This window comes from Halorientalis pallida (assembly GCF_049605515.1).
Taxonomy (GTDB): domain Archaea; phylum Halobacteriota; class Halobacteria; order Halobacteriales; family Haloarculaceae; genus Halorientalis; species Halorientalis pallida_A.
Map to the genome: position 1 here is coordinate 3,063,766 of NZ_CP187158.1, position 13,102 is coordinate 3,076,867.

Below are 13,102 nucleotides of genomic sequence, written 5' to 3' on the forward strand. Positions count from 1 at the left end.
TCGGGGTGTTTCTATCTGTGCGGCGTGGAAACTAGCGGATGGCGGCGGGCTCAGGCTGTGGGGAGATGCCCGGTCGCCTGGAGGTAGACCGCGAGGAACTGGAGGGCGTTGAACGCGCCGTGGACGAGGATGGGAACGACGAGGTTCTCGGTGCGGTAGTAGACGTAGCCAAGGAGCAAGGAGAGGAAGAAGATCACGGTGAGCGTGGTCAGCGTCGCCAGGGGGTTGGCGTTCTGGTACTGACTGAAGTGGACGGCGGCGAACACCGCCGCGCCAAGCACCACGGCCGACCGCTTCGTGAAGTACTCGTAGAGGTACTTCTGAACGACGTTCCGGTAGGCCAGTTCCTCGACGGGTGCGATGACGAGGAAGGAGAGCGCGACGAAGTACAGCGCCAGCGTCGGGTTCTCCATGGCTCGCTGCTGGATCTGTGAGTCCGACGATGGGAGTCCGAGTTGCTGGACCAGCGTCGTTATTCCCCCGAGCAACAGGAGGAGCGCGAACAGGCCGCCGACCGTGACGAGTACGTCACGCGCCGACGGCATCGACACGTCGAGGTAGTCGAGCGACAGGTCACGCCCGAAGAAATACAGCGCCACGAAGCCGACGCTCCCGAGATAGCTGAACGCCGTCAACACGGTCAGGGCGACCGTCGATGTCCGTGGGTCCACGGAGACGCCCAACAGGGCTCCCCCAACCGACACCGGAATCAGAGCGACGACCTGTCCGACGAACAGGCCGGCGAAGGCCCCGCCGCCGAGGACGAGTGCGACGGCGAACCCCTTCGTCTTCCCCCAGAACGCGTCGTCGGTGATGGCGTCGTAGTCCGCGATGGCGACGGTAGCCGCGCCCAGCCCTGCGATGGCTGCCACGGGGAGGCCGATGCCCACCTCGGGGACGGCGTCGGTACCGATGGCCGGCCGCATCAACTGGTAGAGCGCGTAGCCGAACAGCGCCCCGGAGAGAAACCCCGCGACGGGCGCGCCGATCCGGCGGTCGACGGTCCCGTGTCGGCGCAAACTGAAGGTAAGTGCCGCACCGGCCCCGAGGACGAGGCCTACGACGCTTCCCTCGACGCCCGGCACTGCGATGACTGGGGTCCCGCCGGTCCAGGGGAAGAGACTCGCGACCAGTGCGATCCCGGCCAGCACCAGCCCCGTCGTCGGTGCCGCGGTCGTCCGGGGTCCGCGGGCGTCGACTGCATCTACTGCTGCCATTGCCCGCACCACGGCGGCGGGCGGTTTAGGGACTGTGCTTCGGTGCGCACCGCTCACTCGACGACGAGTTCCGTCTTGTCCGCGACCGCCGCGGCCTCCTCGAACTCCCCGCCGCCCAGCAAGCCACGGGCCGCCCGCTTGCCCCACTCGACGGCCGGCTGGTCGAACGTCGAGACGTTGGCCAACTCGCCGTAGAGCACGCAGGCCGCCTCCATCGCGTACAGCAAATCGCCGACGCTTTCGGCGTCCAGCCGGTCGATCTCGACGCGAACCGACGGCCGGCCGGCGGCCGCGAGGCTGGCCTCGGTCGCCTCGAACTCCGCGTCGAGCAGGTCGCCAAGCGTCGATCCGCCGAGGTAGGACAGCCCCTCGATGTCGGTCTCGGGAATCGTCCGGTCCGCTCGCTCGCGCGGGCGCACCATCGTCACGAGCTTGTCCCGCGGGCCGGCGCGGTAGAGCTGGAGCTGGGAGTGCTGGTCGGTCGCGCCGAGCGCCCGCGCGGGCGTCTGGCCCAGCCCGTCCTTCCCGAGGCTCTCGGCCCACAGTTGCGCGAACCACTCGGCGAAAAACTCCAGGCGCTCGGCGTAGGGGACCATGGCGTTGATACCGGCCCCGCGCTGGGCCAACGCGTAGCTCACCGCGCCGTAGGCGTAGGCGGGCGAGTCGAACAGCGAGGGCGCGAGCGAGTCGGCGGCCCGCTGGCCCCCGGCCAGCAGGCCCTCGATGTCGTGGCCCTGGATCGCCGCGGGCACCAGCCCGACCGCCGAGAGCGCGGAGAACCGACCCGGCACGCCCGTCGGCACGTCGAGCGCGGGCATGTCGTGGCGGTCGGCCAACTCGCGGAGCGGTCCCTCCGCACCCGTCGTCACGACGGTCCGCTCGGTCCAGTCGACGCCAGCCGCCTCCATCGCCTCGCGGACGACGAGGAAGTTCGACAGCGTCTCGGCGGTGGTACCCGACCGCGAGACGACGTTGACCGCGGTGCGGTCGAGCGGGACCTCGGCCAGAATCTCTCGGACGTGGGCGGGATCGACGTTGTCCAGCACGTACAGCGGCGGGGCGTCGGCGGCCTCGCCCTCGCTATCGAGTCCGCCCAGCGCCTCCGAGACGGTGGCCGCGCCGAGTGCGCTCCCGCCGATGCCGACCGTCAGGATGGCCTCGGCGTCGGACAGCGGTTCGACGGCGGCCTCGATCGCGGCCGCGTCGGTCCGTTCGGGCAGGTTCAGCGCGGCGTAGCCGAACTCGTCGTCCGCCCGGCCGGTCGCGATGCGTTCGTGTGCCCGTGCCACGTCCTCGTCGAGTCGCTCCAGCGCGTCGCGGCTGATCCCCGGGTCGGCCTCGGCCGCGAGCGCGTTGCCGATGTCCACTTGCATGGTCGTCCGTCCACACCGGGCGCGCAAAACGCTACTGTTTGCGCCGACCGGGGGCGGAATCGCGTGGCTTTTCGGTCCCGGCCGCCTACCCGTGTGCAATGACCGGCGAATCCGTCGACGACCGGACGGACCCGGAGGACGCCCCGACCGTCGAGGGCGGTCCCGAGCACGTCGAACCCGAGTCGGCCACGGAGGAGCGCTCCTATAGCGGGCTCTTTGGCTCCTACCCCTACGCCTTCCGGAAGAGCGACTCCCTGCTGTTCAAAACCTACGCCGTCGTGGGCGGCCTGCTGGCACTGCTGATCGCGCTCCTGTTCACCTTCGGACTGATCGGTGTGATCGCCAGCACGACCGGCACCGCCGGCGGCGTGTTCTCCTTCTCGCGAGCCTTCTTCATCTTCGTCGGGTTGCTCGTCGTCTTCCCGTTGCTGGCTCCGGTCCTCTCGGTCGCGCGACGCCACCGCCGGATCGGCTCGAACGCCCGCTACGACGCCGCCATCGCGTCGGCCGGCTACCTGTTCCTGCTGACCCTGTATCTCGCCCTGCTGATCTCGACGCCGCCGGAACAGCAACAGCCCGTCTCGGGCGCGTACGCGCCCCTCGTCGAACTGTTCTACGCCCTACCCGCCATCGTCGGGCTGGTGCCGCCGGTGGTCGGTGCGGCGGCGATCTACGCCGCCCACCGGATGACGCGATAGGCGCGTCATCCGAGCCTTCACTCGTTTCACTCGCGAAGACACCGACTGACGCGATAAACTCGAAACGCCGAAACCGTCCGGGACACAACTCTCGCCCATGAAAGACGCTACCTTCCTCGTCACGGCCGCCGACGACGAGTCGGCGGTCCTCCAAGACGTGACCGACAGCCAGGTCCACACCCTGAGTACCAACCCCGGCGTCGAGGTCGGCGAAATCGTCGCCGCCAGCATCGAGCCCGAACCGCCGATGGAGGTCGCCTGGCAGGTCGTCGAGATCACCGACCAGCGCACGATCCCGGTCGAGCGGAGCCCGGAGCCGCCGACCAAGCAGGCCAGGGAGATCGCCGCCGACCAGCCCGTCGGAGAGATCACGCGCCAGGAGCGCGCCGGTGAAGGGGAACTCCACGTCATCACCGTCCCCGACGGCGAGGCCGACGACGCGGCCGCCGACGTCCTCGACGACGAGGAGACCCTGGCCCGTGCGGCCCGGCTGGGCGTCGACCGCGTCGAGGTCCGCGCCGACGGACAGGCGCTCAGCGTCCGCTATCTGCCCTGACTGGGAGCCACCGACGGCCACGCCGGCCTCGCCAGTCGCGGCCGCCCGTCGGACCCCTCACCTGTGCTTAAATATTGCCGGACTCTGACGGCTCTACTCTTATGCAGGTGGATCTAACAGTGGTAAGTGAGCCCGAGAAGGGGGCGTAGGGGGTAGTCGAGAACGTGTCTGTTTCACCGTACGCGCTGGCGCTTGGCGTGCCCGTGGTGCTCGCGGCAGCGTTCCTCGTCGAGACGTGGCGTCGCTGCAGCGGGCCGGGTGTCAGAGCCCTGCGTCTCCTCCTGTGTTCGATCGCACTGTGGGCCGGCGGGAGTGCGCTCGCGCTCCTGGCACCGGACAGGGCGACATGGATCACGTTCGAGCAGGTCGCCTGGATCGGACGGATCGGCGTTCCGGCGGCCTGGGCCCTGTTCGCGCTGCAGTACACGGGGTACGGCGACCGGGTCACGCGCCGGTCGGTCGCGCTCCTGGCCCTGCCGGCGGTCATCATGCTCGCACTGGTCTGGACGAATCCGCTCCACGACCTGGTGTGGTCGGAGGTCCGGATGGTGTACACTCAGGGTGTCGCCGTGGGTATCCTGAGCAAGGGCCCGGCGTTCTGGGGATTCCTCGCGTACGCCTACACACTCGTCCTGGCCGGCATCGTCCTCATCATGCGGCTGGTGTTCACCGCCGATCACCTGTTCGTCGACCAGGGGGTAGCGCTCCTGCTGGGCGTCTCCGCCCCGCTTTTCGCCAACGTCGCCACCGTCACCGGGGCCGTCCCGATCTCCGGGCTGGACATGACGCCGTACATGTTCACCATCAGCGGCATCACCTACGGCTACGCCTTCTACCGGTCTGATCTGCTGGATCGCGTCCCGGCGACCAGACAGATCGGCCGCACTGCCGTCGTCCGGAACATGCGTGACGGCGTCATCGTCGTCGACGAGGACGACGTGATCGTCGACGTGAACCCGCTCGCCCAACAGCAGTTCGACCTCTCGAAGGATGTCGTCGGCCGCCCGGTCCGGAACGTGTTCGACGATCCGGAGTTCGAGCTACCGGTCGGCGAGGGAACCGTCGTCTGGTCGTCGGACGGCCCCTTCGAGTACGAGGTGAAAGTCTCGACGCTGACCGACCAGCACGGCCGACAGCTCGGTCGCATTCTGGTCCTGCGGGACATCACCGACCGGACCAACCGCCGCCAGCAGTTGCAGGTCCTCAACCGGGTCCTCCGGCACAACTTCCGCAACGACATGAACGTCATCGACGTGTGCGCGACCCAGCTCGTCGAGCGTCACGACGGGGAGGACGCGGAACTGGCCGACCGCATCCGGTCGGTCGCGCGCGACCTGAGCGAGACCGGCACCAAAGCCCGCGAGATCGAGCGGATCATGTCCCGCCGGCACAACGATCCCCAGCCCATCGACCTCCCGTCGCTGGTGACTCGCCAACTCGACACGCTCCGGCACGAGTACCCCGCGGCCGAGATCGAGGCGGACCTGCCCGACAAACTGGAGATTCACTCGACCGGCATCCTCGAATCGGTCCTGCAGAACGTCCTCGAGAACGCCGTCGTCCACAACGACAGCCAGCAGCCACACGTCTGGGTGCGTATCGAAGGCGACGAAAGCCAGGTCGAAATCTCGGTGGCCGACGACGGCCCCGGCATCCCCCAGCAGGAACGTGAGGTGCTGGTCAAGGGCACCGAGACGCCCCTGGAACACGGGAGCGGGCTCGGCCTCTGGCTGGTCAACTGGGGCGTGACGATGCTCGGCGGCGACATCGACTTCCGCGACCGGGTAGCCTTCGGCCGGGACGACGACGTGAGCGGGAGCGTCGTCACCATCACGATCCCGCGCCAGGGACCGACCGTCCACAGCGCGTCGGGTCGCCCTCCCGTCGATGCGGATTGACCCACTCCGTTCGCCAGTCGAGCCTCGGGTGCGACACTCGACGATTGGTCACCGTCCAGACGTGTAAAACCTGTCCGTGTTTCTGGACACCTGTGCTAAATATTTCCCGCCGCTCGTTACCAGTCAGACGTTTGTTTCGCCGTTCGGAAACCGTTGTAAGGAGATAGCTATATATGTCACACGTTCACACTACACGGTTATGTCCGTCGACAGGGGGTCGGGTCGGTCGCGACCCGTCTTCCAGCAGTTGACTTCGAACCTCGCCGGACTGCGGCGCTGTCGTCGCAATGGGGGATGCCGAGTCGACTGCCGACACGAACGCACTGCGGCGCACCGATTACCGTGGTCCGCCAGCGGGTACGGCGGCTGGGGCGGCCACGAGCACCACGACACTGATGCGGGGTCCTCGGAGACGCCGGTCGTGTTCGTCCACGGGAACCAGCGCGACGCCTGCGACTGGGACGCCCACGCCGAGTTCTGTCTGAACCGCGCCTTCTCGGGGGACGACCTCTGGGCGATCACCTTCGAGTCGGGTAGCCCGAGCCACGCGCGCATGGCCGACCAGCTCGACGACTTCGTGGCCGAGGTCCGGGCGTACACCGGGAGCGACGAGGTCTCGGTCGTCGCCCACAGCCTCGGGGTGACCGGTGCCCGGTACTGGCTCCTCCGCGAGGATCGCTACGACTGGATCGACACCTGCGTGTTCATGGCCGGCGCGAACCACGGATCGGTCCTGAACTCCTACGCCGCCTCCGCCGGCCTCACCGGCGGGACCTACAAGATGAGCGACTTTCTGCGCCGGGACTACGACACCGTCGACGGCCACCCGCTCGCGGCACTCAACGAGAACGAGACGCCGGGCGACGTGGACTACTACACCATCCGCGGGACCGACGATCCGCTGTTCTGGAACTGCGAGGACAGCCCCGCACTGGAGGGAGCGGAGAACGTCCTCCTGCGGACCGACCACGACGGCGTCCGGGCGAGTCTCACCAGCATGGAACTCACCTACGAGTGGCTCACTGGCGAGAAACCGTACAACCTGAAGACGACGCTGCGCTCCTGAGCGACGGGCGCTCCGGAGAAAGGAAAGGGAGTTAGGCGCGCCCCACCTCCGGTCGACGATGACAGTGCTTTCGACCGCCCGTCGGGCGCTCGATTCGGGCCCGCTCTGTGACGCCTGTCTCGGGCGGCTGGTGGCCGACCGGAGCTTCGGACTGACCAACCGTGAACGGGGCCGGTCGCTCCGCGTCGCCGTCGCCCTCGAAGACGACGAGCCCGTCGGCGACCTCGAACCCGACGGCCCCTGCTGGGTCTGTGAAGACGAGAGCGACCGCTACGAGGAGTGGGCCGACCGCGCCGTCCACGCCCTCGGCCCCTACGAGTTCGACACCTACCAGACCGGGACGAAGGTCCCGCCCCTGCTGGAGGAGAACGACCGTCTCCTCCGCGAGGAAGTCGGCCTCGAACCCGACGCCGGCGAACCGCTCAAAAGCGAGATCAACCGCGAGGTGGGCAAGCGACTGGGTGCCGAGACCGATACCGAGGTCGACTTCCAGCGCCCGGACGTGCTGGTCCTGCTGGACCTGGCGACCGACGAACTCGAAGTGCAGGTCAACTCCGCGTTCGTCTACGGCCGCTACCGCAAACTAGAGCGCGACATTCCCCAGACGAAGTGGCCCTGCAACGACTGCGGCGGAACGGGACTGAAACGCGGCGACACCTGCGAGGGCTGTGGCGGCTCGGGCTACCGCTACGACGAGAGCGTCGAGCAACTCACCGCCCCCGTCGTACTCGACGCGATGGACGGCGAGGAAGCCGTCTTCCACGGCGCGGGCCGCGAAGACGTGGACGCGCTGATGCTCGAATCCGGTCGTCCCTTCGTCATCGAGATCAAGGAACCCCGCACCCGCGACGTGGACCCGGACGACCTGGAAGCCGAGGTCAACGAGTTCGCCGACGGCAAGGTCGAAGTCGAGGGGCTCAGGCTCGCGACCCACGACATGGTCGAGCGCGTCAAGGAACTCGACGCGAACAAGACCTACCGGATGGACGTGGCCTTCGACGACCCCGTGAGCGAGGACGCCTTCGCGGACGCGCTGGCGGAACTCGACGGCGCGACGATCTACCAGGACACGCCACAGCGGGTCACCCACCGCCGTGCGGACGTGACCCGGACTCGCGAGGTCTACGACATCGACGGGACCCTCGAGGGAGACACCGAGGCCGAACTGGAGATCAACGGCGAGGGCGGCCTCTACGTCAAGGAACTCGTCAGCGGCGACGAGGGCCGCACCGAGCCCAGCCTCGCCGGCCTCCTCGACACGGGGGCGGTCGTGACCGCGCTCGACGTGATCGACGTGGAGGGCGAGGACGAACCGTTCGCCCGCCCGGAGTTCTTCCGGAACGACGACGCCGAGTAGCCCCGCCACAACCCTTAGGAACGACCAGTCCCTCCCTCCTAGTGGTGTGTGATCATGTGCCACAGCATGGACGAATACATCGACTGGCGCGAGCAACTCCGTGAGGCCGAGGCCGACGACGACGACGAGCCACCGGAGGTCGACATCGCAGAACCGGAGATCGGCGAACCGGAGTTCGAGGAGCCGGAACTCGACGAGCCGGAGTTGGGGCAGGCCGAGCTGGACGACTGATACTGTCGGCGGGAACCCACTGCTTTTTGTCCGCGTCGTCCGACGCCGTAGCCATGCAGTTCGGCGTCGACGAGGCCGGCAAGGGCCCGGTCCTGGGGTCGATGTTCGCGGCGGCCGTCCGGGCCGACCCGGGCGCACTCCCTGACGGCATCGACGACTCCAAGAACCTCACACCGGGCCGGCGTGAGGAGCTGGCCGCACAGTTGCGCGCGGACGAGCGCGTCCAGATCGCCGTCGCGGAGATTCCCCCGGCACGGATCGACGATCCGGAGACGGACATGAACACGCTCACCGTCGCCGCACAGGCCGAGGCGCTCGACGGCGTGGCTCGCGACGGCGAGGCCGGGGTCGTGGACGCCGGTGACACGGACGCCGAGCGCTTCGGCCGCCGCGTCGCCGACCGCATCGGGGCCGACGTATCGATCACCGCGGAACACGGAGCCGACGAAGCCTACGCGCTGGTCGGGGCCGCGAGCGTCCTCGCGAAGGTCGCCCGGGACGCCCACGTGACGGATCTGGCGGCCGAGTACCCCGACACCGACGTGGGGAGTGGCTACCCGAGCGACCCCGCGACGAGAACCTTCCTCCGGGAGTACGTGGCCGAACACGGCGACCTGCCGCCGTGTGCGCGGCGCTCGTGGTCGACGAGTCAGGACGTATTGGCGGCTGCCGAACAGTCGGCGCTCTCGGAGTTTTGAGGATACGTGGCGGTCGCTCGCCGATCACCGAACGAGAGGAAAGCGGGGGACAGATTGTGGGTGGGGGTGGGGTGGGGGTGTTGGGGGAGTCGCAAGCGCATCGCAGTGTGGGGTGACTGCACCTGAACGTACGGACTACACCACTACAAAAGGGCAGGAGCGTTTTCAACGCGTGAAAATACCGGCGACGAGCGGCGAGTCGGAGACCGCTACTGTTCCGTGTAGCGTTCCCGCTCTTCCTCCGAGAGCATCAGGTTCCGGAGGATGTCACCGTAGGCCGGACGGGTGACGAGGACGCCCAGGAGGACGCCGACGATGGTGACGATGGCGAACCCGGTGAGGTCACCCAGCGACAGCACCGTCAGCGGACTCATCGCGAGGATGGTCGTCGCCGCCGCGGCACCGATGACCCAGAACGCCTTCTTGAATCGGCTCTGGAACACCTTGCCCGTGGCGACTTTCCCCTCCTGGAGGATCTCGTCGGCGATGATGATCAGGTCGTCCACCCCCGTCCCGATCACGGCGATGAACCCGGCGATGTGCGAGAGGTCCAGCGCCAGGCCGATGGCCGACGCGAAGCCGAGCAACAGGAACACCTCGGCGGCGGCGGTCGCCAGCATCGGCACGGCGACCCGCGGACTCCCGTATCGCAGGAACACGACGCCACTGACCGCGAGGTAGGCGACCAGGCCCGCGATCAGCGAGAACAGCTTGAACCGCTCGGCGACCGAGGGCAAGAGCGTGTAGGTCGTGCCCGCGGTGAAGTTCAGCTCCGTCGGGATCGAACCCGCACGGAGGTTGACCGCCAGCTGCTGGGCCTCGCTGATGTTCGTGGTCGTCATCACGAACGAGGGACTCTGGGCGAAGTCGCCGTTCTCCATCGACTGGGCCAGTTGCTGGCCCATCGAGGCCGCGTAGACGACCCGCCCGTTCTGGACCGTGTACAGACAGTACCCGGTCGCGTTGTCCGGGTTCCGGTCCGCGTTCGGTGGACAGCTTCCGATCCCCTCGCGGGTGAAGCCGAAGTCCTGGAGCCGCTGGGAGTACCGCTCCGCCGACCCATCTTGCCGGATCGCCACCGGGACGTGGGGCTGGTCGATCCCGCTCTGTGGATCGGCCTGCTGGGCCGCCCCGATGTCCGTGAAGTCGCTGTTGTTGAGCAGTGGCGTCTGGCGGTAGACTGTCGTCCCGTTCTCCTGCACGGGGTAGTGAGCGACGATCTGGACGCGACCGGTTCCGGAGATCAGGTCCTTGACCTCCTGTTCGCCGGCGTTGGGGACCTCTACGACGATGAAGTACTCGCTCCCGGCCGCGGCGGTCTTGACGTTCCCGCCGGAGATACCGCCCTCGTTGATCTTGTCCGAGAGGACGTTGACGACCGTCTCTCTGGTCTGGGCCGTGACGCCGTCCCTGATCTGGTCCTGGGACACGTCGAACCCGTTGTTCTGGAGCGCAGTGGCGAACTCCGCCCGCGTGACGTTCTTCGAGAACACCTCGATGGTATTGCCACTCTGGGCCTGCGTCTGGCCCTGCCGTTGCCCGCCACCGGCACTCAACCGTACCTGGCTCGGTTCGAGGCCAAGCTCGTTGGCGATGGCCTGGCGCTTCTCCGGGAAACTCGTGTTCTGTGTGAACTCGACGTCCGTGGCGGTCATGCCGACCAGCGGTGCCCGGATCTGGGTGCCACCGGAGAGTTGCAGTCCGTAGTCCAGACTGACCGGTCTGGCGTCGCCACCGGTCGCCTGCGCGGCCACGAAGGGCCCGAACAGGATGCCGGCGCTCGCGAGCGTGAACAGGACGAGCAAGACGACCCGCCAGTTCTCTCGGACGTTCATCGGTCTCCCTCCGTCATCGTGTGACCCCCTCGTACTTGTACCAGCGAAGCAGGCTGAGGTTCAACATGTAGGTGTTCATCAGGTCCGCCGACAGCCCGAGGACGAGGACGAGTCCGATCTGGGGCAGGAGCGGAATCGCGAGCAGGAACGCCGCCGCCGACATCACGGTCATCGCCGCGATAGAGGTCAGCGTCATCGTCACCCCGGTCCGCATCGCCCGGTAGGCCGACTCGTAGAAGTCCCCGCGCCGTCGCAGGATGTGGTTGTTCAACAGTACGTCGGAGTCCACGCTGTAACCGATCAGCATCAAGAGCGCGGCGACCGTCCCCAGCGAGAGGTTGATCCCGAGCAGGTTCATCAGTGCAAGCGGGATCACCAGGTCCGAAAACGCCGAGATGACGATGGCGATCGAGGGGACGAACGACCGGAACAGCAGGAAGATCAGCAGGCTCATGCCGACGAACGCGACCCCGAGTCCGAGCAGTGTGAGTCGCACCGAGTCGGACCCGAAGCTGGGCGAGGTCTCGCTGAACGAGGCGATCTCGTACCCCTGCCCCTCGATTGCCTGCCGCACGCCCTCGGTCTGCTGGGTCGTGATGATGTACTCCTGTGTCCCCTGGCTGACCTGTACCGGCTGGACCGTCGGGTCGAGCCCGCTGAGACTCTGCTCGACCTGGCTCTGGGAGGCACTGGTCTGTATCTGTACCTCGGTCCCGCCGGTGAACTCGATCCCGAGCGCCACCGGTGTGCCGGTCATGACGTACCAGGCGGCGAGGATCGCCAGCGCGACCGCGAGGACGGCGAGCGGCACCGCCGCGAGTTGTCTGTTCGTGTACCGCGTGTAGTCGACGTCGGGGAACCGGTCCGGGAGGTCGGTCATGGCGCTCATCCGGACCATCCCCCGTTTCCGACTCCCGGTACCTCGAACTCCACCATACGCCACCGTGTGCAACAGCCCTGAATAAGCCTTCTTATCTCGGCTGTCGGTTTCACCTGGCCACGCCGTCCCGAGTACCGTCGAGACCGGCACCGGGGGTCGCGTCGGTGCCACCGCCGACGACGGTGAGTTCCCGCTGGGGGAACGGAATCGTGATCCCCTCCTCGCGGAACGCGGCGTGGACGGCCTTGACGAGGCGATGGGTCACGCGCCCCCGGAGGACCGGGTCGTCGATCCAGCCCAGCAGTTCCACGTCGACGGCCGAGTCGCCGAACGAACGGTAGCGGACCCGTGGCCTGGGCCGGTCCTCGATCAGGTCCTCGGCGGCCGCGACGGCTTCGAGGACGGCTTCGACGTGGTCCAGATCGGAGTCGTAGGCGACCCCGACGGGAATCCGGACGCGGCGGTCCCGCCCCGGCGTGGACTCGTTGACGATCAGCGCCGAGTTGAGGACGCTGTTGGGCACCGTGACGAGCATGTCGTCGCGGGTCCGGATCACCGTCGAGCGGATCGAGATGTCCTCCACACGGCCGCGCTCGCCCGAGTCGAGGACGACGAAGTCGCCGACGGCGTAGGTCCCGTCGGCGTACAGCGCGATGGAGCCGAAGAAGTTCGCGATGGTGTCTTTCGCCGCGAAGCCCACGACGATCCCGACGATCCCCGCCGAGGCCAGCAGTGGCGTCACGTCGACCGCCCACAGCGAGAGCAGGACGAACGCCGACGCGCCGAGGACGATGGCCGTCCAGACGTTCTGGAAGATCGGGAGGATCTTCCGGTCGAAGCTCACCTCGTCGGTGGCGGCCGCTGCCACGCGCCGCCCGAGGCGGGTCAGTGTCCACGCCCACAGGACGACGAGGATGGAGAACGTCCCCGCCCGCACGGGATAGTCCAGCGTCGAGAGGTTCCAGACCACGGTGGCGGCGAGGTAGACGCCGCCGATCAGGACCGACACGTACAGCGGCGGGTGCAGCGTCGAGAACACCACGTCGTCCACGTCGCCGTCGATGCGGCGGGTCAGCCGACGGATCGCGGCGTCGCCACCCACCCGGACGAGCCAGGCGACCGCCACCGACCCACCGAGAATCACGAGGACGGCCGCCCACGGCGGTAGTCCCACCACCGCCGCCTCGGCGTCCGTCAACAATTCCGCGAGTTGCATGCACTCGGTACGCCGCCCCGATATATAGCCGTGCTGTCGTGACAGGGCGACGTGTGGCGTCTGGTATCACACGTCGA

At 67.8% G+C, this 13,102-nt stretch carries 12 protein-coding genes; 7 read left to right on the forward strand and 5 right to left on the reverse strand.

Translation table 11 applies throughout. From position 1 onward, the window contains the following. Window positions 1–50 precede the first annotated feature (50 nt). Together ACOZ4N_RS17490 and ACOZ4N_RS17495 are read right to left on the reverse strand one after the other, a co-directional pair. A complete protein-coding gene (locus ACOZ4N_RS17490) occupies window positions 51–1,217 on the reverse strand; it encodes a lysostaphin resistance A-like protein (RefSeq protein ID WP_424017638.1) in 1,167 nt (388 codons plus the stop codon). Between the two features lie 53 nt (window positions 1,218–1,270). Then, a complete protein-coding gene (locus tag ACOZ4N_RS17495) occupies window positions 1,271–2,590 on the reverse strand; it encodes a glucose-6-phosphate isomerase (protein ID WP_424017639.1) in 1,320 nt (439 codons plus the stop codon). Between the two features lie 98 nt (window positions 2,591–2,688). Here ACOZ4N_RS17495 and ACOZ4N_RS17500 point away from each other — a divergent pair, with 98 nt between their 5' ends. From ACOZ4N_RS17500 to rnhB, 7 genes are all read left to right on the forward strand, one after another. Then, entirely contained in the window at window positions 2,689–3,288 is a 600-nt protein-coding gene (locus ACOZ4N_RS17500) for a hypothetical protein (protein WP_424017640.1), read from the forward strand. A 97-nt stretch (window positions 3,289–3,385) separates the two neighbouring features. Continuing rightward, a complete protein-coding gene (locus ACOZ4N_RS17505) occupies window positions 3,386–3,844 on the forward strand; it encodes a DUF5812 family protein (protein WP_424017641.1) in 459 nt (152 codons plus the stop codon). A 164-nt stretch (window positions 3,845–4,008) separates the two neighbouring features. Next, window positions 4,009–5,742, forward strand: a complete 1,734-nt coding sequence (locus tag ACOZ4N_RS17510) for a histidine kinase N-terminal 7TM domain-containing protein (protein WP_424017642.1) — start codon at window positions 4,009–4,011, stop codon at window positions 5,740–5,742. 199 nt (window positions 5,743–5,941) lie between these two features. Further along, complete coding sequence (locus ACOZ4N_RS17515) at window positions 5,942–6,808, forward strand: esterase/lipase family protein (protein WP_424017643.1); 867 nt, start codon at window positions 5,942–5,944, stop codon at window positions 6,806–6,808. Between the two features lie 58 nt (window positions 6,809–6,866). After that, entirely contained in the window at window positions 6,867–8,165 is a 1,299-nt protein-coding gene (locus tag ACOZ4N_RS17520; RefSeq protein ID WP_424017644.1) for a tRNA pseudouridine(54/55) synthase Pus10, read from the forward strand. Between the two features lie 66 nt (window positions 8,166–8,231). After that, window positions 8,232–8,396: a hypothetical protein gene (locus ACOZ4N_RS17525; protein WP_424017645.1), complete on the forward strand. Its 165-nt coding sequence runs from the start codon at window positions 8,232–8,234 to the stop codon at window positions 8,394–8,396. Window positions 8,397–8,449: 53 nt separating this feature from the next. Next, entirely contained in the window at window positions 8,450–9,094 is a 645-nt protein-coding gene (rnhB, locus tag ACOZ4N_RS17530; protein ID WP_424017646.1) for a ribonuclease HII, read from the forward strand. Window positions 9,095–9,303: 209 nt separating this feature from the next. On the opposite strand, the gene ACOZ4N_RS17535 is transcribed toward rnhB, so the two are convergent. From ACOZ4N_RS17535 to ACOZ4N_RS17545, 3 genes are all read right to left on the reverse strand, one after another. Further along, a complete protein-coding gene (locus tag ACOZ4N_RS17535; RefSeq protein ID WP_424017647.1) occupies window positions 9,304–10,929 on the reverse strand; it encodes a preprotein translocase subunit SecD in 1,626 nt (541 codons plus the stop codon). A 13-nt stretch (window positions 10,930–10,942) separates the two neighbouring features. Beyond that, window positions 10,943–11,818, reverse strand: a complete 876-nt coding sequence (gene secF, locus ACOZ4N_RS17540) for a protein translocase subunit SecF (RefSeq protein ID WP_424017648.1) — start codon at window positions 11,816–11,818, stop codon at window positions 10,943–10,945. 100 nt (window positions 11,819–11,918) lie between these two features. Then, window positions 11,919–13,025: a mechanosensitive ion channel family protein gene (locus tag ACOZ4N_RS17545; RefSeq protein ID WP_424017649.1), complete on the reverse strand. Its 1,107-nt coding sequence runs from the start codon at window positions 13,023–13,025 to the stop codon at window positions 11,919–11,921. Window positions 13,026–13,102 lie beyond the last annotated feature (77 nt).

Coding starts and splice junctions, on each gene's coding strand:
- ACOZ4N_RS17500 (WP_424017640.1), top strand. CDS start 2,689: ATGACCGGCGAATCCGTCGACGACCGGACGGACCCGGAGGACGCCCCG.
- ACOZ4N_RS17520 (WP_424017644.1), top strand. CDS start 6,867: ATGACAGTGCTTTCGACCGCCCGTCGGGCGCTCGATTCGGGCCCGCTC.
- secF (WP_424017648.1), bottom strand. CDS start 11,818: ATGAGCGCCATGACCGACCTCCCGGACCGGTTCCCCGACGTCGACTAC.
- ACOZ4N_RS17515 (WP_424017643.1), top strand. CDS start 5,942: ATGTCCGTCGACAGGGGGTCGGGTCGGTCGCGACCCGTCTTCCAGCAG.
- ACOZ4N_RS17535 (WP_424017647.1), bottom strand. CDS start 10,929: ATGAACGTCCGAGAGAACTGGCGGGTCGTCTTGCTCGTCCTGTTCACG.
- ACOZ4N_RS17490 (WP_424017638.1), bottom strand. CDS start 1,217: ATGGCAGCAGTAGATGCAGTCGACGCCCGCGGACCCCGGACGACCGCG.
- ACOZ4N_RS17525 (WP_424017645.1), top strand. CDS start 8,232: ATGGACGAATACATCGACTGGCGCGAGCAACTCCGTGAGGCCGAGGCC.
- ACOZ4N_RS17495 (WP_424017639.1), bottom strand. CDS start 2,590: ATGCAAGTGGACATCGGCAACGCGCTCGCGGCCGAGGCCGACCCGGGG.
- ACOZ4N_RS17505 (WP_424017641.1), top strand. CDS start 3,386: ATGAAAGACGCTACCTTCCTCGTCACGGCCGCCGACGACGAGTCGGCG.
- rnhB (WP_424017646.1), top strand. CDS start 8,450: ATGCAGTTCGGCGTCGACGAGGCCGGCAAGGGCCCGGTCCTGGGGTCG.
- ACOZ4N_RS17545 (WP_424017649.1), bottom strand. CDS start 13,025: ATGCAACTCGCGGAATTGTTGACGGACGCCGAGGCGGCGGTGGTGGGA.